General features: G+C 47.0%; 22 protein-coding genes. 8 read left to right on the forward strand and 14 right to left on the reverse strand.

Annotated elements, in window-relative coordinates; translation table 11 throughout:
* The 4 genes from NDK19_RS02200 to NDK19_RS02215 form a co-directional block, all read right to left on the reverse strand.
* Positions 1-2521: S8 family serine peptidase (locus NDK19_RS02200; RefSeq protein ID WP_250630201.1), on the reverse strand; the 2521-nt coding region annotated here is incomplete at its 3' end.
* A complete protein-coding gene (locus tag NDK19_RS02205) occupies positions 2518-3321 on the reverse strand; it encodes a S8 family serine peptidase (protein WP_250630202.1) in 804 nt (267 codons plus the stop codon). The genes NDK19_RS02200 and NDK19_RS02205, both read right to left, overlap by 4 nt.
* A 509-nt stretch (positions 3322-3830) precedes the next feature.
* Complete coding sequence (locus NDK19_RS02210) at positions 3831-4433, reverse strand: hypothetical protein (protein WP_250630203.1); 603 nt, start codon at positions 4431-4433, stop codon at positions 3831-3833.
* Between the two features lie 150 nt (positions 4434-4583).
* Positions 4584-5405 (reverse strand): ZIP family metal transporter, encoded by an 822-nt coding sequence (locus tag NDK19_RS02215; protein ID WP_250630204.1) that lies wholly within the window; start codon positions 5403-5405, stop codon positions 4584-4586.
* A 141-nt stretch (positions 5406-5546) separates the two neighbouring features.
* Here NDK19_RS02215 and NDK19_RS02220 point away from each other — a divergent pair, with 141 nt between their 5' ends.
* Positions 5547-6650, forward strand: a complete 1104-nt coding sequence (locus tag NDK19_RS02220; RefSeq protein ID WP_250630205.1) for an SPFH domain-containing protein — start codon at positions 5547-5549, stop codon at positions 6648-6650.
* Positions 6651-6776: 126 nt separating this feature from the next.
* Here NDK19_RS02220 and NDK19_RS02225 read toward each other — a convergent pair whose 3' ends face one another.
* The 6 genes from NDK19_RS02225 to NDK19_RS02245 form a co-directional block, all read right to left on the reverse strand.
* On the reverse strand, positions 6777-7196 hold the full coding sequence (locus NDK19_RS02225; RefSeq protein ID WP_250630206.1) for an STAS/SEC14 domain-containing protein: 420 nt from the start codon (positions 7194-7196) through the stop codon (positions 6777-6779).
* A gap of 101 nt (positions 7197-7297) precedes the next feature.
* Entirely contained in the window at positions 7298-8086 is a 789-nt protein-coding gene (locus NDK19_RS02230) for a DUF1838 family protein (protein ID WP_250630207.1), read from the reverse strand.
* A gap of 31 nt (positions 8087-8117) precedes the next feature.
* Positions 8118-9569: a flavin monoamine oxidase family protein gene (locus NDK19_RS02235; RefSeq protein ID WP_250630208.1), complete on the reverse strand. Its 1452-nt coding sequence runs from the start codon at positions 9567-9569 to the stop codon at positions 8118-8120.
* Positions 9566-10231, reverse strand: a complete 666-nt coding sequence (locus NDK19_RS02240) for a hypothetical protein (protein ID WP_250630209.1) — start codon at positions 10229-10231, stop codon at positions 9566-9568. The genes NDK19_RS02235 and NDK19_RS02240 overlap by 4 nt, the downstream gene beginning before the upstream one ends.
* A gap of 112 nt (positions 10232-10343) precedes the next feature.
* Positions 10344-10475, reverse strand: a complete 132-nt coding sequence (locus tag NDK19_RS16865; protein ID WP_262910255.1) for a hypothetical protein — start codon at positions 10473-10475, stop codon at positions 10344-10346.
* A 44-nt stretch (positions 10476-10519) separates the two neighbouring features.
* Positions 10520-11437 carry a long-chain fatty acid--CoA ligase gene (locus NDK19_RS02245; RefSeq protein ID WP_250630210.1) on the reverse strand — a complete coding sequence of 306 codons (918 nt, stop codon included), beginning with the start codon at positions 11435-11437 and terminating at the stop codon, positions 10520-10522.
* A 177-nt stretch (positions 11438-11614) separates the two neighbouring features.
* Between NDK19_RS02245 and NDK19_RS02250 the strand changes: the two genes are divergently transcribed.
* From NDK19_RS02250 to NDK19_RS02260, 3 genes are all read left to right on the forward strand, one after another.
* Positions 11615-12091 (forward strand): hypothetical protein, encoded by a 477-nt coding sequence (locus NDK19_RS02250; protein ID WP_250630211.1) that lies wholly within the window; start codon positions 11615-11617, stop codon positions 12089-12091.
* A gap of 97 nt (positions 12092-12188) precedes the next feature.
* Complete coding sequence (locus NDK19_RS02255; RefSeq protein ID WP_250630212.1) at positions 12189-13124, forward strand: helix-turn-helix domain-containing protein; 936 nt, start codon at positions 12189-12191, stop codon at positions 13122-13124.
* A 5-nt stretch (positions 13125-13129) separates the two neighbouring features.
* Positions 13130-13723 carry a hypothetical protein gene (locus tag NDK19_RS02260; protein WP_250630213.1) on the forward strand — a complete coding sequence of 198 codons (594 nt, stop codon included), beginning with the start codon at positions 13130-13132 and terminating at the stop codon, positions 13721-13723.
* A 2-nt stretch (positions 13724-13725) separates the two neighbouring features.
* On the opposite strand, the gene NDK19_RS02265 is transcribed toward NDK19_RS02260, so the two are convergent.
* The 4 genes from NDK19_RS02265 to NDK19_RS02280 all read right to left on the reverse strand — a co-directional run bounded on the left by NDK19_RS02265 (position 13726) and on the right by NDK19_RS02280 (position 19634).
* Positions 13726-15141, reverse strand: a complete 1416-nt coding sequence (locus tag NDK19_RS02265; RefSeq protein WP_250630214.1) for a cyclic nucleotide-binding domain-containing protein — start codon at positions 15139-15141, stop codon at positions 13726-13728.
* Between the two features lie 319 nt (positions 15142-15460).
* Positions 15461-16768, reverse strand: coding sequence for a ribosome biogenesis GTPase Der (der, locus tag NDK19_RS02270; protein WP_250630215.1), 1308 nt, complete (start codon positions 16766-16768; stop codon positions 15461-15463).
* 93 nt (positions 16769-16861) lie between these two features.
* The gene (locus NDK19_RS02275) at positions 16862-18328 is read right to left on the reverse strand and encodes an aldehyde dehydrogenase family protein (protein WP_250630216.1); all 1467 of its coding nucleotides are present in this window, start codon (positions 18326-18328) and stop codon (positions 16862-16864) included.
* A 196-nt stretch (positions 18329-18524) separates the two neighbouring features.
* Entirely contained in the window at positions 18525-19634 is a 1110-nt protein-coding gene (locus NDK19_RS02280) for a Nif3-like dinuclear metal center hexameric protein (RefSeq protein WP_250630217.1), read from the reverse strand.
* Positions 19635-19751: 117 nt separating this feature from the next.
* On the opposite strand from NDK19_RS02280, the gene NDK19_RS02285 reads away from it, so the two are divergent.
* The 4 genes from NDK19_RS02285 (at position 19752) to NDK19_RS02300 (ending at position 24907) form a co-directional block, all read left to right on the forward strand.
* Positions 19752-21008, forward strand: coding sequence for an LVIVD repeat-containing protein (locus tag NDK19_RS02285; RefSeq protein ID WP_250630218.1), 1257 nt, complete (start codon positions 19752-19754; stop codon positions 21006-21008).
* A 136-nt stretch (positions 21009-21144) separates the two neighbouring features.
* Positions 21145-21720, forward strand: coding sequence for a YqgE/AlgH family protein (locus tag NDK19_RS02290; protein WP_250630219.1), 576 nt, complete (start codon positions 21145-21147; stop codon positions 21718-21720).
* Positions 21721-21767: 47 nt separating this feature from the next.
* Positions 21768-23651 carry a DUF349 domain-containing protein gene (locus NDK19_RS02295; RefSeq protein WP_250630220.1) on the forward strand — a complete coding sequence of 628 codons (1884 nt, stop codon included), beginning with the start codon at positions 21768-21770 and terminating at the stop codon, positions 23649-23651.
* 29 nt (positions 23652-23680) lie between these two features.
* Positions 23681-24907: an acyl-CoA dehydrogenase family protein gene (locus NDK19_RS02300; RefSeq protein ID WP_250630221.1), complete on the forward strand. Its 1227-nt coding sequence runs from the start codon at positions 23681-23683 to the stop codon at positions 24905-24907.
* Positions 24908-24917: the final 10 nt, after the last annotated feature.

The following is a 24917-nucleotide window of genomic DNA, read 5'->3' on the forward strand; positions in this document are numbered from 1 at the left end:
ATACTACGGTGCTGCCTGCGGGTGTAATAGTTGCCACAGGAGCAGGGCTGATATTGATAGTTACAGGCACACGGCTGCCGGCAGAGCAACCAGCACCGGCAAGCGTCATGTCATATAGCCAGAAGTATTTATCTGCGCCCCAATCATTCCCTGTAATCTGCCCTACGGTACTCAGGTTGGCAGGATAGAAGCCCGCAGGAATTCCGCTGTCATCCAAGTAAACAAATACATGGCTTGGATACTCTATGGTAAGCTCATATGCACCGGGGGCAGGGAAAAGAATATTGACGGGAAAGAAGTCGCCTGTAATAGGGACTTGACGTGCCTGCACAATAGAGGTGCTGACAATCTGACCGGTAGCCTGACTTCTAACGCGGAAAATGATAGAAGCCCCGACAATCGGGTTGCCAAAAGAAGTGCTGCCGGTATTGTCAAACATATACATTTTGGCAGAGGCAATCCTGAAAGGCGTGGTTACGTTAAAGAAGACCTTGCCAAAGGCGCTGTAATAAGAAGCGGAAGTATTAATGCCGTTAATGCGCCCCGCACCCGTTGCACTGAAATCGTTCAGTCCTGCATAAACCGTGTTAGGATTCGGCAAGGCACTTGCAACCGCCGATGTAATGGTGGTGTTATTGCCTACGGCGATGCGATTACCGCCCGTAGGCTGGTCGAACCAATGCACTACGTTTGCCGAGCCGCCGCTTACAGTCGCCGTCAGAGTTACAGGGTCGCCGGGCGTACATGAAGCCGTAGCGGAAGCAGCCGTAAGAGCAGGGGCTGCGGGCGTTGTAATACTTGTTGTCGTACTGTTATTGCTTGGTGCACCGTCGCCTGTCAGTGTTGTTTGGGCAACAATGTTATAGGCAGTTGCAGGCACAGCCGCAAAAGTTCCTACCAGCAAAGTACGCACCGCACCCGGGTTGAGTGTGCCCGTGAGAGTTGCCGTAACGGGTGAGCCGCCATTAACGGTAAATTGCACGGGAACGTTGCTGACTGCATTATCGCCAAAGTTGCGGATGCGCACCACTACGGGTATATTGCCCGAGCAAGGAATTTCCGAAGGCAAGATGATTTCTTCCACCCCTACGTCGTTTTGCGGACGGGTAAAGCGCACCAAATAATCTTCTGTTTCGCCTTTGGTATAGCTTCCCGTAGGTGTGATGTCGTTAACGTTGCTTGTTTCTACGCAGACAACGCGCAGGGTAGCAAGCCCGCCTTCCTGTACAACAGTCGGTACAACTACCGATGAAACATTGAGCGTGGCAACCCCCGTGCCGTTAACGGGTGCGGTAGATTGTGCAACCATTTCGCCCGTATCGTTAAAATCGCCGTCGCCGTTCCAGTCCACGTAAATGCGCACATGCTTGTTGGCATTTGCGCCGCAAGTGCCTAAGGTAACACTGAAATTAACGGTTTGCCCTGCGCCCATTTGCGGCGGGGTAACGCTTGTTCTGAAATCGGTATAGCCTGTGCAACCTGTTGCACTGCTGTTGTCAAGCGTTCCGAATACGACGCGGTCTATGCGCGAATCGGCGGGATTGGTAGCACCCGAAGACGCAATCGGCGTACCGCCAATACCGCTGCCGATAATGGCATACTCTTGTGAGCCGCCCGAAAGCGTGCCTTTGTGCGTAAGAGTAACGGTATAGCTGCGCCCGGGAATGGGATTGAAAACAACGACCTGCTCTACGTTATCGCGGTTGTTATCGGTTGTTTGCAATGCCGTTTGTGTAGCTACGCTCTTGTTGGCAGGGTTGAGCTGATAAGGCATTGTCCACGGATAATAGACTTGGCTAGTTACGTTGTCGGTAATGCGTAAGTCCAAATCGTTTATCAACCGCGAAGTCGGGTCGTCAAAATTGCTTAAATCAGGCTCACTAAGCGGCGTTGCGGCAGGGTCGTTCCAACAAACAGTAAACCGCAACGGTTCATTACCCGAAGCAACTACGTTCACGGAAAACGAACCGCCGTTGTTCAATACATTTTGCTGCAAAAGGTGTTGGGAACCCGATGCTGCCACATGCGACAAAATAGTGGCGGCTTTTGCGGTGTTCATTAAGCCCCAACCATAAGTATAATCAGGACCCGGTGCGGGACCCGCTTCATCTGCCGTGTGGATGATTAACCCCCGCAGCGTAGCCGAACGGAAGGGAGTGCTTGGGAACAAGTTGCTCCAATGCTGTTGCAACAAACCCGCCGAACCCGATACGTTAGGTCCGGACATAGAAGTGCCTGTTTTGGTAGCATACGAAGTGTTTGTATCACCGGTAGGCGAAAAAATGAATGTACCCGCCCCCGTAATATCCGGTTTAATGCGCCCGTCATCGGTCGGTCCGCGCGAACTGCTTGGGTTGATTACAACACTGGAAGGACCTGCATAAAAATCAACGATTTGTGCATTGGCTACCACCAAAATGTTTTTGGAATTGGAAGAGGTAGTCAATACGTTATACCCGTCGCCAAAAGCAGGATTGCTTCCCGTTACAGCGCCGTCATTCCCTGCCGACTTGACTATCAAGTGGTTAGGGCATTATTGGCAACTTCATCCCACCACCGAGCAAAAATATCATAATAACCGCCCCATTCTTTCGGTACGTGTGTGATAATATAAGCACCGTAAGAGTGTTGAGAAATGCGCATGCCGTTGGCAGAAGCGGTAGCCATTTCAGCTACATGATTCGTAACATCGTAAGAATGAATTTGTGCCGCACTTGCCATCCCTTTGGCTTCGGGGACAATGCCTGTGGCAGCCAGCGTACCGGCTACGTGCGTAGCATGGTTTGAACCTCTGCCGACAGGTGAAAGCGTGGCGCCGTCCATAATTGTAACCCGCCCGTTAAGTTCCTGATGAGTAGGCAAAACAGCTGCTACCTGATGCCCCTCGGGTGTATTGTCAAATGCTTCCCAAACACCGAAAGTGATACCTTCGCCGTTCAGATTCAGCCCCAAACTGCCGCCTGTCCATAGGCGATTGGCGCGGGTAGTTCGTGCTGCACCTACGTTAGAATTAGGCGATACCATCAGCGGACTTCCGTCGGGCAACAGGTCGATAATGTTGTACAATTTGCCGTCCGTGTAGTGTTTGCCGTACTTGTCTTTCCATTCGGGAATTTTGACCAGTTCGTCCAATCGCTTTTTCAGCGCTTCGATGCGTGCCAGTTCGCGTTTTTGAATTTCTTCCAACGCGGCTTTGTTCGTGCCTTCGGGCAGGCGTTGCCCGGGGATGTCTAACCCCGACCTGTCCTTAACTTGTGCGTGAAGCGAGGTGGTTATGCCCGTTAAAAGGATAACCAGCCACAGTAGTAGCTTTTGTTTCATACTTGTATGCCTTTAATACTGTCAGCATAGCTGATAGGCACAAGTATAGTTTATTGCAACAAGCTAAAAACTTTTTCATTTTGCTAAATGATGGCGCAAACTTTTTAAATGATTAAAACTTAAAATGCGTTTTCCTGCTTTTGACACTTTTCTTACTGAATTTTTGTAACTATCTGATAGTCATTTAGTTATGAATTTATTTTCTTGGTGTTGGGTGTCCAAGGTGTTTTTTGGTAAATTTAGCCCATGTTTGTTAGGAAAAAGAAGAACAAAAGCGGTGTCATCAGCGTACAGGTGATTGACAAAAGCAGCGGGCGGTATAAGGTCATTCAGACCATCGGTAGTAGCGCCAACGCTCAGGAGGTGGAGCGATTAGTGGAAAGAGTTACTTATCCAGTTTTAAATCTTGTGGTGTTCGGGTAATGACAACAGGAGCCATTCACACACAGGACATACACCAAAAAAAGCCATCCTGCGGGGTGGCTTTTTTGATGATGTTCAATCGGTTTTTACTGTTTGATACGCTGTCCGAAGAAGCCAAATTTAAACGACACGGAAGCCGTCGGGCTGCTGAAATCAGCGTTGTTATACCCATCTACGGCAACCCCGTTCACCATGCGATAACCACCCGCAACAGCAATTTTCATAAAGCCTGTGATATTTATTTCTGCTCCTACTTCGGGCGTTACAACGTAAACATTATCGGAGCCGAAATTTTGGCGGGCATTAAAGTCGTTGTCATACAAAGAAACATTACCCCAACCCATTTTAGCACTGGCAGTAATGTGGAGTAATTTGTGAGGATTAAAGTTGTAGCCCAACCAGAAGCCGCCGTGACCAAGTCCTATTTTTTGGTCGGGATTTTTGGCTTTTACGCTGTTGGAACGCCCCAGCCCGTACCCCCCGAAAAAGAATTTCTGGTTCAGTAGCACGGCACCGCCGCCGCCCGTAGAAACGGTAAATTGGTTGTTAATGCTGCTAAATTCAACAATAGGCGCACCAAATCCTGATACTTTGACATGCTTGCCGAGTAAGGTTTCCGGTTCATCTTGTGCAAAGGCTGCGGCAGATAGAAATAAGGCACCAATAAGTGCGGTCAGTTTAAGTTTCATACTGTAAATGTTCAAGTTTGCCTTTGGTTTGCCAAAGCAATGCCGCTTATTGCAAGTGATTGATTTTAAAACGATTGCAGTATTGGTACAAGGAGGCAGGTGTCCTGAAAAAGCACAGGTTCGTTCACCGACGGACATTTTTTGGCAAACTCAGCCCAGTGCTACATCGAGCGTCATCATCACAATAAAACCGGAGATAAAACCCAACGTTGCGATGTCGGTATTTTTATCCAATTGTGTTTCGGGAATTACCTCTTCCACAACTACGAAAATCATGGCACCGGCGGCAAAGGAGAGCGCATAGGGGAGGATGGGAGTAAAAAATGCTACGGCAAATGCACCCAGCACGCCTGCCACAGGCTCTACAAGTGCCGAAGATTGTCCGTAAAGGAAACTTTTAGTGCGGCTCATGCCCATGCGCCGCAGCGGCATAGCCACCGCTATCCCTTCGGGAAAATTTTGCAAACCAATACCGATGGCAAGTGTAACCGCCCCTGAAACACTTGCCTCAGGAATGCCTGCTGCTACCCCGCCGAAAAGTACCCCAACTGCCAGCCCTTCGGGAATATTATGCAGCGTGATGGCCAATACGAGCAGGGTCGTGCGCTGCCACGGTGATTTGATGCCTTCCGTTTCTTTAAAGTTGATGTGCAAATGGGGCAGCAGTTTGTCCAGCATAAACAAAAACAGCGCACCCGAAATGAAACCAATGGTAGCAGGCATGACTTTCAGTAGTTTGCTGGTGCCTTCGCTCATGGCTATGGCAGGTGCAAGCAAACTCCAAAAACTGGCAGCAATCATCACTCCACCCGTAAAGCCCAACATCCCGTCCAGTACGGTGCGGTTCATTCTGCGAAAGAAAAATACCAACGAAGCCCCCGCAGCCGTTACCAGCCAAGTAAAACATGTAGCCAAAAAAGCAGCCGTTACGGGAGGCAGTTGCGCAAGGAAAGCGACAATATCGTCAATCATGTTCTGTAACCGATTGCCTGCAAATGTAACAAACCCTGACGCATTTACGGACAATATGTGCAGTCTTTGGCAGTAAATTACCTGATAGTCTGCTTTTTCTCCGAAAAGTTGCTATATTGCCAACAAACAAACACGACTGAAATGGGTATTTTCAATTTCCTCAGCAAGCAGTTTATTGATATCATAGAGTGGCTGGACGATAGCCGCGACACGCTCGTTTGGCGGTTTGACCATGCCAATAACGAAATTAAATACGGTGCAAAGCTGATTGTGCGCGAATCGCAGGCAGCTTTGTTTATTAATGAGGGACAGCTTGCCGATGTGTATGGCCCCGGAACGCATACACTCATCACACAAAATATGCCCATCCTGAGCACATTGAAAGGTTGGAAATACGGTTTTGAAAGTCCTTTCAAAGCCGAGGTATATTTCGTGAATACAAAAGTTTTTACCAACTGGAAGTGGGGGACAAAAAATCCCATTACGATGCGCGACCCCGAAATTGGGCCTGTGCGTCTGCGCGCTTTTGGCACCTATTCCATTCGGGTGAGCGACCCCGCCAAGTTTGTCAAGGAATTGGTAGGTACTAACGGTCAGTTTCGTGCCGAAGACGTTGCCGACAACCTCCGCAATATGATTGTTACGCGCTTTACCGATATTATCGGCGAAGCAAAAATTCCTGTGTTGGATATGGCGGGCAACGTTAATGAGTTTTCCAACTACATCAAAGAAAAAATCGCCCACGACTTTGATACTTACGGCGTGGAGGTGGTTAAGGTGTTGGTTGAAAATATCTCCCTGCCGCCGGAAGTAGAGGCTATGCTGGACAAACGCAGCAGTATGGGAATTTTGGGCAACTTAGACCAGTACACGAAGTTTCAGGCAGCTAATGCCATTGAAAAGGCGGCCGATAACCCTGCGGGAGGTATGGGTGCAGGTATGGGCGTTGGTATGGGCTTTGGCTTAGGCAATCAAATGATGAATAATATTGTCGGCAACACGGCTGCTCCCAATCCGCCACCGGTACCCCCGACACCGCCCCCTGTGCAGTTTTTTGTGGCTGTAAACGGTCAGCAGCAAGGGCCTTTTGACATGAACCAACTCACGCAGATGGCAACCAATGGGCAGCTTACCCGAGAGTCGTTGGTTTGGATGCAAGGCATGAGCGGATGGACACAGGCCGGACAGGTGCAGGCGCTCAATAGCGTATTTGCTGCTATGCCGCCGCCTCTTCCGCCTATGTAAAGGAGCTTTGAGAACATCGGACTACACAAAAAATCTCGACAGATTTTAATAAACTGTCGAGATTTTTTTGTGAAAATAGATTTAGTTTGTTGCACATTTTGGCAGCATTTTACCGAAGTATGCAAATTAGGTAATCGTTTTTAACCATTCTTTGGCTTCTGCCACATTGTTAAAATATTTGACCTTTACTACTTTGGCATTATCTACGATAGACTCGATGGAAAGTCGGCCGAAAATATCCTCTGAAAGCACAATGGCGTTATATCGGAGACCTGCCTCCACAGCCCGTTTTGCCCAATCGTTATTAGACCAGTCTTGGTCTTCTACCGATATTACCTCACTACTGCTCGTATCTCCCAACAGTTTTGATGTGCCGTATTTTTTTAGCAACTCAATAGCCTTATTAAGCAGTGCTCGATATACTTCACCCTCTGAGTAGCCTGTCAGTGTGATACATACACAATCGGCTTGTTCGTCATAAAACACATCGCCGCTGGCGTTGCTGAAACTGATATCCGGTACTTGGTTTTTGCCATCGGAGCGCATAAAAATAGGAGTAGTGAAGGTAAAAAAAAAGTTGGTTTAGTAGGGGTTGAGTTTTCTATATAACGCAATATGCACCGAATAAATTTCATTCATGGCAAAAATTATTTTCCTTTTTGGAGCTGAGCAATTTCTTCCAGATTTTTAGGCGGTGCAAGCCATAGCGTAGCCTCATTTCGGATATGCGAGCGGATAGGTTCGGGAATTTTATCAAAACTGTCCACCCGATAACAAACTAACTGAATAATTCCTTTTTTACCCTGTCCGAAGAAAGGGGGCAAATCGCCGTAGCGCACCCAACTCAACTGATAGCGATGTTGCAACTTGGTTTTTTTGGGGAAGTAGTAAAAATCGTAGTTTTCATAGGCTTCATACTTGCCGCGGGGCGTGTCCCAATCCAAAAAAACAGGCGAGGTAAATACGTAGCTGTCCCCTATTTGGCGGGCAAGAGTTTTATACCCCGGCCCCATTTTGGTAATCCGCTCGCCGCTGCCTTGTTCTACGTAAGTGGCCATTTTGTCCCCTTGCAATACGTAAGTAATCTTCTGATAAGGGTACTCGATATGCGTTACCTTTTGCCCGTTGTACTCTTTGAGTACCTGATTGGTTTGAGCATCGGTGTAAACGAAAATTTTGCGGTTTAGCTGAATCACACTGTCCTTGCTGACCGGAATCAGGTTGGCTGCGTCTATCCCTTCCATGCGACTAAGCAACTTACCATCGGGGTATGAATAGACCTCGCCGTAGCAATACCAATACACAGGCTTTTTGCCATCGCCAACGCGCATTTCAATAAACTTGTTAAAAATGTCCTGATTAAATGTAATGTTTTGCGCAAATGTGCAGAGGCTTACCATCGCACTTGCAAAGAAAGAAAGGCTGATTTTTTTCATTTTTTTTACGATTAATATGATAATTATGGATTTATTTGCCGAGTATTTGCATTACTTCGCCGACTGCGCGTTCCGCAGATTGGGCGGCTCCTTCCATGCCGGTATGTGTGAAGCAGGTATGCTCGCCGGCGAAGCAAATACTGCCTGCCGGTTTTGCCAGTTGTGGCACCCAGCGGCTGATTTGTCCGGGGGCATATTGGTGATAAGCACCGCCGTTGAACGGATGATTCCCCCATGAATTGACATACAGGATTTCTAAGTTACCGGCAGATGCAGGGCGTATTTTTTTCATTTCGTCAAGCACAAATTTTTTGGCATCTTCTCCGGACAGTTTGTCAAAATTTGCGGCTTCATTGCCAACCATCCATGCCGTAAGCCGCTCTACATGGCCTTGTTCGTTGTAAGTGGCAAAAATTCGCCCCAGCGGGCTGTCCGTCCACATAGCAGGGGGCATTTCATCCTGTTCCCAAAATGCCTCCGTTGGGCGCATGTGTACCTGCGAAATGGGAATATAGGGCATATTCAGGATTGCTTCACGCTGTAAATCAGGTGATTGTACTTCCATAGCAATTTTTCGCAAGGCAGTAAACGGCAGTGTACAAATGACCGCCCGCGCAGTGTATTTGCTTTTGTCTTTGCAATAAACCTCTACGCGGCCTTTCTTTTGGACGATTCGCGCAGTGGCTTTTCCCGTTTCAGGTGCTTGTTTGAGGCGCGCTGCTACGGCTTCGGGGAGTCTGCTGCTGCCGCCTGCTATGCGTAAGGTGGTTGTACTGCCGCCAATGGTGCGCAGGCTGAGACTTCTCAGCACGTGCAGAGCCGAGGTCTGATTGACATCGTGGATATTGGCATTAACATTAATCAGCCGAATGGCTTCATCGGATGCGCCTTTTTGGCGTAAGAAATCAGCATAAGGAATGTCTAAATGTTTAAATTTTCCGCTATACCATTCTTCCAGCTGCTGAAATGGAATATTTTTCATGGTATAGTAGCTTTCTAACATGGCGGGGAGTATATTTTTTTCTGCTGCTGCCAATAAATTATTTTCTGCTGCTGCCCATTCTTGCGTGCCGATGAGTTTTCCTTTGACAAACAGTGCTGTTTCCCGTGCTTGCGGAGGGGCAGGAGGGTGCGCAACGATAGGTACTCCGACTTTTTCTGCCAGCGATAAAATAGATTTATAGCCATTACCGACTTCTATACCACCAACTTCGGGTTTGCCCGGCACATTGTCTAAGGTGAACAATCGCCCGCCAATGCGATTGGTCGCTTCCAATACTTTTACGGAATAGCCTTTTTCTTGCAGTTGCAAAGCAGCATACAGGCCTGAAATGCCGCCGCCAAGTACGAGTACGTCTGTGCGGGTATCTGCTGCCCAGTTGCCGACAAAGTCGGGAGCAAAAAGCAATGATGCGCTTGCAGCGCCTAATTGGCGGATAAATTCGCGCCGTCCGCCATGATTAGATGGATTAATGTTACTCATAGTGCAGGTTCAAATTTTTTCAGGTCAGTTTCTACCAATCGGTTGATAAGTTCTTTTCCTTCGGGTGAGATAATGATAAACCGCGCGGAGGCTTTTACAGGCCCGATGCCCTTGGCGAAATAATAAACATTGATACTTTTTGCCTGCCGACCATCGGCGAAAGTCCAGTGAGTATTGAAATCAACGCGCATACATTGTCGGTAAATTTGTCCGTTGCTAACAGTAACATCTTCAAACCCGACTATTTTTTGGCTAAGCGTGAATGTGCCTGCAGTTATGCGGCCATCGTTTTCATATTTGCGGTAAGGTGTGGTTGCGTACAACGAATCGCCACGGCGCACTTGGCCGGTAAACCAATAGAACGGCTTTTCAAAAACTACTTTGGAGCGGTCGTTGAAAATTTCGCCCAGATAGAGCAGTCCTTTGCGTTTATCAAACGTCAGTACTTTGGCGGCATTGGTGGCATCATAATGCCAGACCGTATTTTCTGTTTCGCCTTTTTCTATGCGTGAAATATAATCCGGTTTGTCGGGCGGAGGTGTATATATCCAGCGCGTGCCGGGTTGGGAGGGATAATAATCGGCTATGCGAACTTTTTGGGCAACGGCCTCCGATGCAAGTAACAGTAACAGACAGTGCGACAGTAAACGGAGCATTTTCATATCTTCCTGATTTTAGGAAAGATACGAATGAATTCCTGAAAAAAGTTAATGAGGTTAATTAATTTTTTAAAGCAAACCCCGACAAAATTTAGTTCTGTCGGGGTTTCAAGTCTTATCCGCGCGATACTTTATTTTCTTTCACCGTAGCGTTGTGCTTGGCATAAGTGGGGCAGGTTTTGTAGGCGCACGATGCCATAAAAGTTACGGCTAACAGGGCGCAGGCAATCCATCCTTTGGTTTTCATAAGCGTAATTTTTGAGGGTGTATAGTTCAAATATAGTTCCAAATTCAATACAAAAGCAAGTTGCATCCGCGAACGTCGCTATTGTCATAACGGCCTAATACGCGAAATGTTGTATCGGACAGTTGCTGTCCGATGTCTTGCGTTTCTATGAAGCAACACGAGTCAATATTAGCGAGGTCAATGATGTTAATGCCTCCCGTGGCACGTTCGGCCGGAGCAAAAGGGTCGTTCAAGTCGCGCAGCAGGATGCGCACCTGTGGCGGCGTTTGAAAAACATCAGAATTGACGGCATAACACTGTGAAAGCAGTTCTGTCATGCCGTATTCTGAGTGTACCTGACAGCCGAAAGCACGGCGGAGGGTTTCATGTACTTCTTGCCGAATCATTTCGCGGCGGCGTCCCTTCATGCCACCTGTTTCCATCACAATCAAATCGGGCAGGTGCATAGGGTACTGCTCGGCAAAATCGAGCAGGGCATAAGTTACACCCAGCAAAATGGTTTTTTTCCCTTGCGAACAAGTTTCTTGCAGGCGCTGTGCCAGTTCGTTGAAATTATGCAGAAAAAACCCCGAAGGTTGAGCTGTGCTTTTCATAAAATCTTCCGCCATAAACACCAGCGAGGAGTTGCCCTTTTCCAGATAAGACGGCAGCAGGGCAAACAAATGATAGTCGGCAAGGTTGCCGTAGAAATATTCAAAAATGCGGCGCGCATTGGCACTGTAAAAAGCCGCATCGGCAACATAGTGGCGGCTGTTGATGCTGCCCGTTGTACCACTGCTTTCAAAAATCACTTCGGCCTCTTGTGGGGTGCTGCCTATGCGGTGGTATTTGAAAAAGTTGATAGGCATAAAAGGTATCTGCCTGATTGTCTGAATGGTATCTATATCTGTTTTTAATGCGGCAAGGTAGGCCGCGTAGGTGTTGCAATGCACGGCTTGATAGCGAAACGCCTGCAAAGCCATTTCGTTAAAATTATTTGCGTTAATATGTTGTAAACTCGTTTTAAATCTTTGCGTAAATTGCATTGGTAAACTTTCTGTTAAACCCAAAAATACTCCATGCTGTCAAGAAATGCTTTAATTGCTTGTTTTTGCTTAGTAACGCTAACGGCCTGCTTTCGGGAGCCCAATTATTCGGTTGTGCCGGAAATAACATTTCAAAATATAGTGGTAAGCCCCGGCCGATTCCCGCAGACAGATTCTATCGCTATTTTTATTACCTATAAAGACGGCGACGGCGACTTAGGCCTTGGCGACCAAGACATCAATCCGCCATTCAATATTACCAATCCGGACGGTACACCCAATCGGTTTTATTACAATTATCTCATCAATGTTTTTAAAAAAGAGCGGGGCAGATTTGTTCCTGTTGTATTTTCCGACCCAAGCGTAACGCTGAACGGTCGATTCCCGCGCTTGAACAACCTACCTACACGCACAGCCATTGAAGGCAGCCTGCGCTACGGGTTTAACTTTTTTTATGCATTTGCCGATGCTTATCGCCCCAGGGTGATGCGCGGCGATACGGTTCGCTTTGAGATACAACTGGCAGACAGACAGTTAAATCTGAGCAATATTGTACAAACCGATGAAATCATCATAGGGCAGGTTAGATAAATATTCCAATTAAACACAGCCTTCAAGTTTGCATTTGTGCATTTTAATATTAGATTTGTCTAATATTAATCTTTAACTCTTTTTGTATTTACCCGTTATGGAAGACTTCAATAGGATTATAGAATCGCTGAGTGTTCGTTTTATTCGCTGTCGGCACTTGGATATTTTACATTCGGTTACGGTTAATAATGCCTACGACGTGGAAAATACTTTAATTGTGGTAGGGGAAGGCTCTACCGTAACACTTGAAACAACAGCGGAAACAGCACACGAAGGCGACATGTTGTTTATACCTGCGGGAAGGGCTTGCCATCTTACCTTTGGTATGCGCGACCGCTCCATACAAATTGGTAATGAAGAATTTATCCATAACAGGGAGCAATATTTCCGCAAACACTTGCCTATACAAGAGTTGAAAAACGGAACAAAATTTCAAAACTATTTTCACATTAATTTTGAAGCAAAAGTTTTTGATTCGGTCAGCTTCTTTACTTCGTTAGACATCCCCCCGTTTGTTATTAAAGGCAATAAACGGCTGTTGCAGATAACCGAAGAAATTGTGCGCGAAAGCGAAGCGGATTCGGTAGGACGCGAGCGGGTTATACAACTGCAAACGGATTTGCTGGTGGTGGAAATCATCCGCCATATTTTGGTTAATCATCAGTTCACCGAAAAACTGGCAACCAACAATACCTATTTCAGAGACCCTCGTCTTATTGACATCTTCACCTATATCAAGAATAATCTGAACGGTGATTTGTCTAACCGCGTGTTGGCACAAGTAGCCAATGTTTCGGAAGACTATGTGGGGCAATATTTTAAAATGCTGACCGGCATCAATCCGCAGGATTACATTGAGTACCAGCGAATGGAAATGGCCGTGAATTTGCTGCGTACCAGTAAGAAAAGTATTCGTGCGATTGGCAATGAGGTCGGCTATAAAGATACGGCCTATTTCTGCCGCCGTTTTAAAATGATGTTTGGTATTCCGGCAGGCAAAATGCGTCGTCGGGAAAGCCTTATGAACCTTTAAACAGGATGCGAAAAAACGATTTAGTAAAAATATTCTTCTTGGCGATGGTGCTGGCAGGAATTTTTACGGCCTGCCAGTCTATCCGCCAGATGCGGAACTTCACTCAGTGCGCTTTCAGGCTGCAAGGATTGAGCAAATTTACAGCAGCCGGTATTGACTTTTCGGAAAAGCGCGGTTTGACCGATTTTAACTTTACCGATGCGGCCAAACTGACAAGCGCTTTGGGAGGAAACAACCCTTTTGTTTTTAGTTTTTTGGCCAATGTGGAGGTAAAAAATCCGAATTCGGAGCCGGCAGCCGTAACTCGGTTAGACTGGATTTTGGCTGTGGATGGCAAAGACATTATTGACGGAGCGGTCAATACGCCTGTGCAAGTAGCACCCAATGGCGGGCTTGCTACCATGCCTGTGGCAGTCAATCTGGACTTGAAAAAGATATTTGCCAATGAAGGGCGCGACGCACTTTTGGGATTTGCCTTTGACACAGTCGCCAAAGGCAACAACAGCACACGAATAGCACTCAAAGTAAAACCCTACATCAATATTGCCGGTTTTGCTATTCCCTATCCGGGCTATATCACGGTAAAAAAAGATTTTTAGCCCTAAATCAGGGTTAGTTTTTTGTTGATTTCCATAGCCATCGCTTCTTGGCGAAGTTCCTTTTTCAGCGATTTAACGTATTCTATCACCTCGTCGAGGTGGCGGTTCATATCGTTGTGGGTAACGTAGGTATAAACTACATACACCGTTTCACCGACAAGCCCTGCTTGTTCGCTGTTCCAAACGCCTTCGGCTTGTTTGCTGGTAGCGCCGCCAAAGCGCTCGGCTAAAAAGTTCAACGTGCGCTCTACGTAAGGCTTGGCATCTATTGCTTTGTCCACGTCAATTGTGGTGGGGATGAAAATGCCGATGTTATTACTGCGTTCTAATCGGTCTATCAGCATTTCAAATATGTTTTGCAACACTGTCGGCACGGGCAATTTTTCATGTTCGCCTACTTTGAGTGAAGGGAAGTCGGGAATAAACGGAATGTAGAAATCGGTTCCGGCATCGGCAGGGTAGTGCTGCAACTCCTCGCTGGTGCTGTTTACAAGGGTAAATATCTGCACCTCATCGCGGCGGATATGCTTGCGCAGCATTTGTTGGACATTTACTAACTGTGCATCTTTTACTTTATCGGGAGGAGTGAGCAAGATAATTTGCTTGACATAATCAAGCAGCATGACAATATCTTGGTCAAGATTGCCGTCTGCGTCTTCATCCAGCGATTCATTCAGCGTTATTACCACATTTTCATATTCGGTGATGATATTGTCGAGCATGAAAGTAGTTTTGACTACATCGGGAAGGGCGGGGTCGTCCAATGAAATGAGGAAATCGGAGCCGTGCTTGCTTTTGTACAACTTGGTTCGTTTTTCAATACCCAAGTCGGCAATTAATTTTTGTGGAACGGGATACTCGGTGTAAACCGTGCGCGCACTTGTTTTTTCTGCCAGACAGTTGGCGAGCATAACCCCGATGCTGGTGGCACCCTGTCCCTCAAATACATTGAGAATCAGTACCATTCTTGCTTTTGCGGAACGCGCCATGCGGCGGTTGGCATCTACTAAATAGCGCCCCAACATCTTCGCCAGTTCTATGGCAACAACAGGATGCCGGTGCAGCACTTCCATGAAATGTTCGCGCCTGATTACGCGCACATCTACGTCTGTGATGGCTTTTACGGTTGCCGAGCGCGGTTGATTTTCCAGTATTCCTACTTCGCCGAAAGTATTACCGGGCATCAAATAGGCGAGCGTCTGCGTTTGGTGGTTGGCTCCCATGCGTTGCACGGCCACAATGCCATTGGTAATTACATAAAGGCTGTCGCTTGGGTCACCCTGCCACACAATGGTTTCGTCGGGAAAAAACTGCCGAAGTTTGGTTTTGGCCGCAATGGTTTGCAATACTTCTTTGGGCAATTGCTTGAAAAGTGCAGACTGGCGCAGCGCTGAAATAGCATTGTCGCTGATTTTCATGGGGTATCGGGATTATGGCAACTAAGTTAGTGTTTACAGGTCTGATTTTTGGCGGCATCTTATCAAACGACATAAAAAAACACCGATTACCCATCGTAACCGGTGCTTGTTGTCATTGAGAGAAACTTTTACTTTGTTGTGCCGATTGGTTCAACTTGAGCTTTTTGCGGTGTACCTTGGCGATAGTAAGCCACAAAAACCAGCATAGCTCCAATGCAGATGAGTAAGAGTAGCTTTTTCATCATGTTTCCTAATCATGTAGTTTGTCGGTAGGTTGAAAAATGCCGTACGAAAGTAGTGTTTTTTTTCAGAAAAACAACTATTTCTGCCTGAAAAACAAGCGGATAGGTACTCCTTCCAAACCAAAATGCTCGCGCATTTTATTTTCCAGATAGCGCTGGTAAGACTCCTGAATGTACTGCGGCAAATTGCAGTAAAATGCAAACGTAGGGCACTTTGCCGGAAACTGGGTGATGTATTTTATCTTCACAAATTTGCCTTTGATGGCCGGCGGCGGATAGTTTTCTATCTCTTTCAGCATTACCTCGTTCAGTTGGGAGGTAGGAATTTTTCTGAACTTGTTGTGATATACTTCCACAGCCTTTTCCATGGCCTGAAAAATGCGCTGTTTGTTAATTACGGAGGTAAACAAAATAGGCATGTAGTCAATAGGCGCTAAACGCTTGCGAATGGAATCTTCTATTTGTTTAGCGGTTTTGCTGTCTTTTTCTACCATGTCCCATTTGTTAATCATCAGTACGATGCCTTTGTTGTAGCGATGTGCCAATGAAATAATGCTCACGTCTTGCGACTCCAGCCCTCGGGTAGCATCCACCATTACGATACATACGTCCGAATCTTCCAAAGCGCGAATGGAGCGTAGGGTAGAATAAAACTCGATGTTGTCCTTAATTTTGGATTTGCGGCGCAACCCTGCCGTATCGGTAATGATAAAGTCCTGTCCGAAAAGCTGGTAGCGGGTGTCTATACTGTCGCGGGTAGTGCCTGCAATATCGGTAACAATGCTGCGCTGTTGCCCCAGCAGTGCATTGAGGAAAGATGATTTGCCTACGTTGGGTCTTCCCAATATGGCAAAACGCGGCAACCCTGCGTGCGGGTCTTCTTCTTGTTCCTCATCAAAATGTGAGGCAATGGCATCCAGCAAATCGCCCGTTCCTGAACCGTTGATGGCAGAAATAGGAAAGATGTTGTCAAAGCCGAGTGCATAAAACTCGCCCGCATAGTTCATCTTAGCGGGCGTATCGGCTTTATTGACAACTACATAAACAGGCTTTTTGCTGCGGCGAATGACGTTGGCAAAGTCCTTATCTAAATCGGTGAGGCCTGCATCCAAATCAACCATAAAAATGACCACGGAGGCTTCCTCAATGGCCAACTCTACCTGCTCTCGAATGGCACCCTCGAAAACGTCGTCTGAGCCATGTACATAGCCACCCGTATCTATGACGGTAAAAAATTTATTGCCCCATTGTGCCTGACCGTAGTGGCGGTCGCGTGTTACGCCGCTTTCGTTGTCCATAATGGCTTTTCTGGACTCAATCAGCCGATTAAAAAGGGTGGATTTGCCTACGTTTGGCCTGCCGGTTATGGCGACAATATTTGCCATGATTTTTCAATGATTGAACATGATGACAGCGACAGCCTCTTGCCGCTATCCGTAATAAACGGGCGCAAATTTAGGGCAAAAAAGCGGGATTGCCTAATGTTGGCTGTCAAACCACCAAGGAGAGGCTATGGGCTGTTGTTTGATTAAAAATGCTTTTTGGCGCATGAATCGCTTAATGGCAGAAGGCCCCATGCGTGTGCCGCCAATTCCCGACATTTTAAACGAGTTTTTCTCACCTTCGTGCACCACGGCGGTCAGTGCGCAGTCGTTGATGCTGATGGCGCCGCCTTTAATGCGTCTGCCGATAGCCATCGCTTCTTCGTTTGTTCCTGCAAATACAGCTCCACTTAGCCCGAAAACGGTACTGTTCGCCTTTTCTATGGCATCCTCTATGCCATGAAACGGCATAACAGGCATAAGAGGCCCGAAGGTTTCTTCGCTCATCACCTTCATATCGGGGCTTACGTTGGTGAGAACGGTCGGGAAGCACCATCCGCCGCCATCAATGGTTTCTACATGCCCCGGGCCGGTCAGAATTTTTGCGCCTTTTTCGCGTGCATCGCGCAGGTGCTCGTTGATGATATCTATCTGCTTGTCGGAAATAATAGGCCCGATTTGTCCGCTCTCGTAGGTGGGGTATGCAAACCGCAGTTGGTTGGTTTTCTGCACCAGCATATCTACGAATTGGTCAAATACGCTGTCTTCCACATAGATACGCTCTATGGAAAGACAGGATTGACCTGCGTTTACTACTGAACCCCACAGCAGGGAAGAGGTGGCATGGTCTAAATCAGCCGTTGCCGTAACAATGGCGGGGTCTTTGCCGCCCAATTCCAAAAATACGGGCTTGAAATGGCGGGCTGCCGATGCATACACCTTCAAACCGGTGGCTACACTGCCCGTAAAGCAAATAATATCGGTCAGTTCTACCAACTGCGCACCGGTTTCGCCTGCGCCTTCCACATACACCAGCACATCGGCAAGTGCAGGTACCTGCGCAATAGATTCCATCAATGGCTTAATAAACCGCGGCGTTACCTCGCTTGGTTTTACTATGACCGCACAGCCTGCCAGCAATGCAGGGATGGTATCTATCAACGACAGCAGCAGCGGGAAGTTCCATGGGCTGATTACGCCTACCAATTGGTACGGTTCTAAGTCTTGTTCAATGCCGATAAACGGAATACTGCTCTGTTTTTCAACCTTTTGACTCAAAAAATCGGTGGCAATGCCGCACCAGCGGTCAATAGAAGATGCGATTAACTGTGCTTCCAGTACCGATTCGGATTTGCGCCCTGTATCAACAGAAAGTGCTTCTATCAGTTGCAGAAGCATTGCCTGCGAAGCGGCTTTCCATTGTTGCAAGGCTGCTACTCTGCCTGCTACGCCAAGTGCCTGCCATTGCGGTTGCGCGGCGCGCATTCGTTGGCAAATAGCCGCCAATTCTGCTGCATCGGGTGGGTGAATGGTGTAATCGTATTGGCCGTTTCGGGGGTTGCGAACCGATAGCGTTTGAGTCATGGGATGAATGTCTTCAAAAATTTTTCTAAAAATAGACATAATGATGATTTATGTCATCATTATTGGTAAAAACAAGCCATATTTTTGTATCAGTCATTGAGAGAGACGAATAAAAAAACTCCGATGGTGCCGGAAACAATTTTTTAGCGTACAGTCATTTTTTCATGCACCAGAGCCCCGCTAAGGAGTAGCGGGGTTTTTCTTTTAACCAAGAAACACGGCCGTTTGTTTAAAATCATGTGAAGTAAAAAACAGGATTGGTGCGAATACTTGTGATTTGTAAGGAAATTTCTGCCGGAATATGCGGTTGCAGATATTCCTGCAACAGTTCGGTAGTACAAATTTCGCTTTCGTAGTGTCCGATGTCTGCAATAACGATTTTGCCGTCGGCATCAAAAAACTGGTGATATTTATAGTCGGCAGTAACGAAGAAGTCTGCTCCTGCTGCGATGGCGTTGTTCAGCAGAAAACTTCCCGAACCGCCACAGACAGCCACTCGTCGCACGGGTTTTTCCAACAATCGGGTATGGCGGATGCAGGGTGTTTGAAAAGATTCTTTCAACAGGTTTAAAAACTGTACTCCGGTCATCTCCTGAGGCAAATCGCCCACCATACCGGCTCCTGTTTCGGGGTTTTCGTTGGCAAGCGGGTAAATATCAAAGGCTACTTCTTCGTAGGGGTGGGCTTCGCGCATGGCTGCAATAATTCTGCTTTGTAAATAAGCAGGGAAAATAGCTTCCAATCGGTCTTCTTCTACGCGCTCCAATTGGTTAGCCTGCCCGATGAACGGATTGGCTTTTTCGTTGGGTTTGAAAGTGCCTTCGCCGCGCAGGGTAAACGTGCAATGGCTGTAATTGCCGATTTGTCCTGCTCCTGCCGCCGCAATGGCCTCACGCACAACGTCTGTATGCGAAACGGGTACAAAAACAGACAGTTTTTGCAAAGTCTCGCGTTTGGGTGCTAAAATTTTCTGATTCAGCAAGCCTATTTTATTGGCAATGCGATGATTGACACCCTGCAACACATTGTCTAAGTTGGTATGGATAGCATAAATGGCAATATCGTGTTTAATTGCCTTGATAACAGTGCGCTCGATGTAGTTGCGTCTGTTGAGTTTTTTCAATCCTGAAAATACAATCGGATGGTGCGCAACAATCAGGTTGCAGTTTTTGCTAATGGCCTCTTCCACAACCTCTTCGGTAGCATCCAAACTGATGAGAATACCTTTCAGCAATTGGCTTTCGCTGCCGATAATCAGCCCTGCATTGTCGTAGGATTCCTGCAAAGCTGTTGGGGCAAGCGTGGCTAACAGTCGCGTAATATGTCCGATGGTAAACGATTGCATATGCTTCAAATATTTGCCGGCATGAAAATTAGGCCATCCGCACAAATTTTTTTCTGTTGTGCAGCAACCTTTCAGCAAAAAGCCGCTCTATACAGGCAAACAAACCTTAGAAAAGCCATGAAAACCGTTTTTAAATATGCTGCCGCAGTCATCGTCATGCTGGCAGTTTTTGGACAAACATTTGCAACCCTTGCACAAAGCAGCCTTTCACAGGCAGGTAAAATCTGGTATGATGACGGGTTTCTATATGTGAATATTATTAACGAAGGTGTGCTGATTATCAACAACTTTGACCCGAAAGCACCTAAAAAAGTAGGGTTTATCCAAATTCCGGGCAATGTGGATATAGCCGTTCGCGGAAATATTATGTATGCCAATTCTCATCAGGATTTAGTGGCGCTCGACATTTCCGATTTGAATGCCATTAGGGAACTGCGACGCATCCCGGCGGTTTTCACGCATCGTCCGCGCCCGGGTGCATGGGATGCCAACACAATTGCATGGCGAACAGGTAATGACCTGCAAAATATCATCCGCAGTGCCTTTGGCGGATTTGGACTTGTAGGCAGAACCGGCAATAACGGTATTGGCATGATGGGCAACACCTTTGGCGTAAACAGTAACCCGCTGGTAATGAGCGCCGCACCTACGGCAAAAGCGCCTGCCAACCGTCCGTCAGGTGGCGGCAAAGGCGGCTCTATGGCCTGTTTCGTACTGATGGACGACTTTTTGTATGCCATTGATTCGCGCGATTTGCTGGTATTTTCCATCAGAAATGCGGCTTCCCCCGAGCTTATTGGTCAAAAAATACCTGTCAATAGCGATATTGAAACCCTTTTTGGCTATGAAAACCGCCTTTTTGTAGGTTCGCAATCAGGTATGTATATTTTCAATGCGACCGAACGCGCCCGCCCGCAGTTGGAGGGGACATATCGCCACGTGCGCAGTTGCGACCCTGTTGTCGTAGAAGGGCAATATGCATACGTAACCTTGCGCAACGGCAGCGATTGCGGCGGCAACGTGAACCAGTTAGATGTGATAGACATCAGCAACCCTTCGCGTCCGCAAAAAGTGCGCACCTACCCCATGACCAATCCGCACGGTTTGGGTATTGACAACGGACTGCTGTTTATTTGTGACGGTCGCGATGGGCTGAAAGCCTTTGACGCAAGCAATCCGCGAGCAATCAAACAGGTGGCACATTTCAGCAACATTCAAACCTATGATGTCATCCCCGATAATCACCGCAAAATATTAATGATGGTAGGCGGCAATAAAATTACCCAATACGACTACCGCGACCCCTTCAAACTTGCCGAACTCAGTGTGCTCGATTTAAGCAGCACATCTGATATTCAGGCAGTTAATCGCTAATGATATTTTTTACAACGAGCTTTCATCTTGCAGAGTACCGTGGAACTTTCCTGCATCCATTTGTTGCGGGAAAGTTTTTGTTTTTTTTCAAATCAATTTATTAGTTTACGGTACGAAGTAACATTGAGGTGAGCGAATGATTTTTACTGACAAACTAAACGCCAGCAATACCGTATCCAAGGGCAACATACTGATTGCAGAACCTTTTCTGCCGTATGGAAATTTTGAGCGGACGGTAGTACTTCTTTGCGAACACAGTGAAGAAAATGGCTCATTTGGTTTGATTTTGAATAAACCTACTTCACTTGCCGTGAACGAGGCAGCAGAAATGTTTGATATAGACCAAAAAATACACATAGGGGGCCCCGTTGAGCAAAATACTTTACACTTTATCCATACATTTCCCGACTTAAAAGGAAGCATTCCCATCAAAGACGGCATTTACTGGGGCGGAGACATTGAGCAAATGAGTCATTACAGCAACCTGCGCCGGCTGAATCCTTCCAACTGTCGTTTTTTTGTAGGCTACAGCGGCTGGGCTGCCCGCCAGTTAGCAGGCGAAATCGAGCAAAACTCATGGATTATCTATCGCGAGTCCATTGAAGGACTTTTTACATGGCCTTCCGATAAAATGTGGCAGACCATATTAAAAAATATGGGAGGCAAGTATCGCGCCTATTCAAATTTTCCTGAAGACCCGCGTTTGAATTAAAGCGAAATTGCTACCTTTGCAAGGTATGCAGTCTCTTTAATTTAAGCATGATTGACCCAACCGAAAACCGTAACGAAGCCTCTGAGCTTAATCAGGAAGCATTAGCGTCAGTTCCTTCTCAGGAAGAACACTCCTTAACGTCCGAAGAAATTTCTATCCACGACGAACATGCCTCCGAGGAAGATGAGCATGATTTGGATATAATGGGCGAACAGGACTTCTCGCAATACACCAAAGAACAGTTTGTAGAAGCTTCTGCGAAATTATTTGATGAAAATAATTTCAAAAAAGTTGATGAACTCCTCCGCCTGATGAAAGTGGAGGTTGACCGCATCAACAAAGAAGAGCGCGAAGAAGCACTGCAAAAGTTTTTGGCAGAAGGTGGCGAGCAGGATGCTTTTGAGTTCAAATCTGATGCCCTGATTGATAAGTTTTATGCCAACTACAAGGCATTAAAAGACAGAAAGGCAAAGTATTACAACGAGTTGGAAAAGCGTCGTCAGAAAAATTATGACGATAAAAACGCAATCCTGCAACAAATCAAAGCACTGGTGGAAGGCGGCGATACCGGCAAAGGCAGTTTGGATAAGTTGAAAGAACTCCAACAAAAGTGGAAAGAAGTAGGCCCCGTGCCTCCCCAGCAAGCCGATGCACTTTACAGCACTTACGATGCTCTTTTAGACCGTTTCTACAGCCAAAAGAGCATTGAGATAGAACTGATAGAGTTAGACCGTCGCAAAAACTTGGCTGCCAAGCAGGAAATTTGCGAAAGAGCCGAAGCCCTTGCCGCCGGCGATAACATCAATGCCGCCATATCTGCACTCAACAAACTGAAAGAGGAATACAAGTCGGTAGGCCCTGTGCCCAAAGACCAACAAGAGGCTATTTGGCAGCGCTTTAAGGCAGCAGCCGATGCTATCTATGAGCGCAAGCGCAAAGCCTCTGAGGAAATGCGCCGCATTTTGGAAGAAAACATGAAAGCCAAACAGGCGCTGTGCGTAAAAATTGAGCCTTTTGCCGAATTCAACTCCGACCGCATTACCGAATGGAACGCCAAGACCAAGGAAATCATGGCCTTGCAGGCAGAGTGGGAAAAAATAGGCCCTGCACCAAAAGAGGTGGCAAAAGATATCAACAAACAGTTTTGGAGCAACTTTAAGCAGTTTTTTGCGGCCAAAGGTCGGTTCTTTGACCAGTTAGAAAAAACCCGCCAAGAAAACCTGAGCCAGAAAATAGAACTGTGCCTTCAGGCGGAAGCACTGAAAGACAGCAACGAGTGGGATGCCGTAACAGCTACGCTGAAAAAACTGCAAGACCAATGGAAAAAAATCGGTTCTGTGCCCGAATCGCAGCGCGAAGCCATCTATCAGCGATTCAAGGCTGCCTGCGACTATTTCTTTGAGCGCAAGCGCAACAAGTCTCAGGCGCAGGAAAAAGAGTTTGATACCAATCTGGCAAAGAAACGCGCCATTTGCGAACAAATAGAAGCCTTGGCAGCAGCCAAAGAAACCGACCTTGCCAAGTTAGAAGAGTTGCATAAGTCATTCTTAGCCATTGGGTTTGTACCGCGCAATCAGGTGGAGAAAATAGCTGACCGCTTGGATAATGCTATCACTTCTTTCCTGAAAAATTTGGATATGCCGGAAGAAGAACGTGAAAAAATCAAGTTCCAACTGCAACTCCAATCGCTGGAAGGCAATCCTGATGCCGGAAGAATCATTGCCAAGCAGGAGCAGGCACTTCGCAAAAAGATTGCGGCCATGGAAAACGACATTTCGCTGTGGAAAAACAATCTGGATTTCTTTGCCAATTCCAAAACAGCAGATAAACTGCGCCGCGATTTCCAAGTGAAGATAGACGCTGCCGAAAATCAGTTGGATAAACTGCGCTCACAGCTTCGTGCCTTGGTAAACACTGTGAATAAAAAATAAACGACAACCTTTTAATCAACCTGCAAGTAATGGATACTTTCTTGGCAGAAAATTTATTGGACACGATTCAGCGTAAAAATGCTCCCGATTTGTTTGAGCATCCGGACTTCTATGGCGTAGATGATTTGCTCACACCCGAGCAGCGCATGATTCGCCAAAGCATCCGCGATTTTGTGAAGCGCGAAATCAGCCCTATTATTGAAGATTGTGCACAACGCAATATATTTCCTTCATTTATTGTCCCAAAATTTGGCGAAATAGGTGCTTTCGGCCCTACAATTCCTGTGGAATACGGCGGAGGCGGCTTAGATTACATCTCCTACGGCATTATTATGCAGGAGATTGAGCGCGGCGATTCCGGTATGCGTTCTACGGCCTCCGTACAAGGTTCGCTGGTGATGTACCCCATCTACAAATTCGGCACCGAAGAGCAGCGCAGGAAGTATTTGCCCAAGTTAGGTTCAGGCGAATATCTGGGGTGTTTCGGGCTGACAGAACCAGACCACGGTTCTAACCCTTCGGGCATGACTACCAACTTCAAAGATATGGGCGACCACTATCTGCTGAATGGTGCAAAAATGTGGATTAGCAATGCTCCCGAAGCCGATATTGCGGTGGTTTGGGCGAAAAACGAGCAAGGCAGAATCCACGGCCTGATTGTAGAACGCGGTATGGAAGGTTTCAGTACGCCCGTTACACACGGCAAGTGGAGCCTTCGCGCAAGTATTACGGGCGAGTTGGTTTTTGACAATGTGAAAGTGCCTAAGGAAAATCTGTTGCCCAATAAGAGTGGCTTAGGTGCTCCTATGATGTGCCTTGACTCTGCCCGCTACGGTATTGCATGGGGTGCCATCGGTGCTGCCATGGACTGCTACGAAACGGCACGCCGCTATGCCATGGAGCGCATCCAATTCGGTAAGCCGATTGCATCTTTCCAATTGGTGCAGAAAAAATTAGCAGAAATGCTTACCGAAATTACCAAAGCGCAGTTGGTGGCATGGAGGCTGGGCGTGCTGATGAATGAAGGCAAGGCTACTACTGCCCAAATTTCATTAGCTAAGCGCAACAATGTGGCAATGGCACTGGAAGTAGCGCGCGAATCTCGTCAGATTTTGGGAGGTATGGGTATTACGGGCGAATACAGCATTATGCGCCACATGATGAATCTGGAATCCGTAGTTACCTATGAGGGTACGCACGATATTCACCTGCTCATTCTCGGTAAGGAAATTACCGGCATTCCTGCCTTTGCATAACGCAGGTTAC

Origin of the sequence: Rhodoflexus caldus (assembly GCF_021206925.1) — a bacterium.
Classification (GTDB): Bacteria; Bacteroidota; Bacteroidia; order Cytophagales; family Thermoflexibacteraceae; genus Rhodoflexus; species Rhodoflexus caldus.

What these genes read in the sequence shown, in the direction of transcription:
- NDK19_RS02205 (WP_250630202.1), bottom strand. Translation starts at nt 3,321, where the DNA reads ATGAAACAAAAGCTACTACTGTGGCTGGTTATCCTTTTAACGGGCATA.
- NDK19_RS02210 (WP_250630203.1), bottom strand. Translation starts at nt 4,433, where the DNA reads ATGAAACTTAAACTGACCGCACTTATTGGTGCCTTATTTCTATCTGCC.
- NDK19_RS02215 (WP_250630204.1), bottom strand. Translation starts at nt 5,405, where the DNA reads ATGATTGACGATATTGTCGCTTTCCTTGCGCAACTGCCTCCCGTAACG.
- NDK19_RS02220 (WP_250630205.1), top strand. Translation starts at nt 5,547, where the DNA reads ATGGGTATTTTCAATTTCCTCAGCAAGCAGTTTATTGATATCATAGAG.
- NDK19_RS02225 (WP_250630206.1), bottom strand. Translation starts at nt 7,196, where the DNA reads ATGCGCTCCGATGGCAAAAACCAAGTACCGGATATCAGTTTCAGCAAC.
- NDK19_RS02230 (WP_250630207.1), bottom strand. Translation starts at nt 8,086, where the DNA reads ATGAAAAAAATCAGCCTTTCTTTCTTTGCAAGTGCGATGGTAAGCCTC.
- NDK19_RS02235 (WP_250630208.1), bottom strand. Translation starts at nt 9,569, where the DNA reads ATGAGTAACATTAATCCATCTAATCATGGCGGACGGCGCGAATTTATC.
- NDK19_RS02240 (WP_250630209.1), bottom strand. Translation starts at nt 10,231, where the DNA reads ATGAAAATGCTCCGTTTACTGTCGCACTGTCTGTTACTGTTACTTGCA.
- NDK19_RS16865 (WP_262910255.1), bottom strand. Translation starts at nt 10,475, where the DNA reads ATGAAAACCAAAGGATGGATTGCCTGCGCCCTGTTAGCCGTAACTTTT.
- NDK19_RS02245 (WP_250630210.1), bottom strand. Translation starts at nt 11,437, where the DNA reads ATGGCTTTGCAGGCGTTTCGCTATCAAGCCGTGCATTGCAACACCTAC.
- NDK19_RS02255 (WP_250630212.1), top strand. Translation starts at nt 12,189, where the DNA reads ATGGAAGACTTCAATAGGATTATAGAATCGCTGAGTGTTCGTTTTATT.
- NDK19_RS02260 (WP_250630213.1), top strand. Translation starts at nt 13,130, where the DNA reads ATGCGAAAAAACGATTTAGTAAAAATATTCTTCTTGGCGATGGTGCTG.
- NDK19_RS02265 (WP_250630214.1), bottom strand. Translation starts at nt 15,141, where the DNA reads ATGAAAATCAGCGACAATGCTATTTCAGCGCTGCGCCAGTCTGCACTT.
- der (WP_250630215.1), bottom strand. Translation starts at nt 16,768, where the DNA reads ATGGCAAATATTGTCGCCATAACCGGCAGGCCAAACGTAGGCAAATCC.
- NDK19_RS02275 (WP_250630216.1), bottom strand. Translation starts at nt 18,328, where the DNA reads ATGTCTATTTTTAGAAAAATTTTTGAAGACATTCATCCCATGACTCAA.
- NDK19_RS02280 (WP_250630217.1), bottom strand. Translation starts at nt 19,634, where the DNA reads ATGCAATCGTTTACCATCGGACATATTACGCGACTGTTAGCCACGCTT.
- NDK19_RS02285 (WP_250630218.1), top strand. Translation starts at nt 19,752, where the DNA reads ATGAAAACCGTTTTTAAATATGCTGCCGCAGTCATCGTCATGCTGGCA.
- NDK19_RS02290 (WP_250630219.1), top strand. Translation starts at nt 21,145, where the DNA reads ATGATTTTTACTGACAAACTAAACGCCAGCAATACCGTATCCAAGGGC.
- NDK19_RS02295 (WP_250630220.1), top strand. Translation starts at nt 21,768, where the DNA reads ATGATTGACCCAACCGAAAACCGTAACGAAGCCTCTGAGCTTAATCAG.
- NDK19_RS02300 (WP_250630221.1), top strand. Translation starts at nt 23,681, where the DNA reads ATGGATACTTTCTTGGCAGAAAATTTATTGGACACGATTCAGCGTAAA.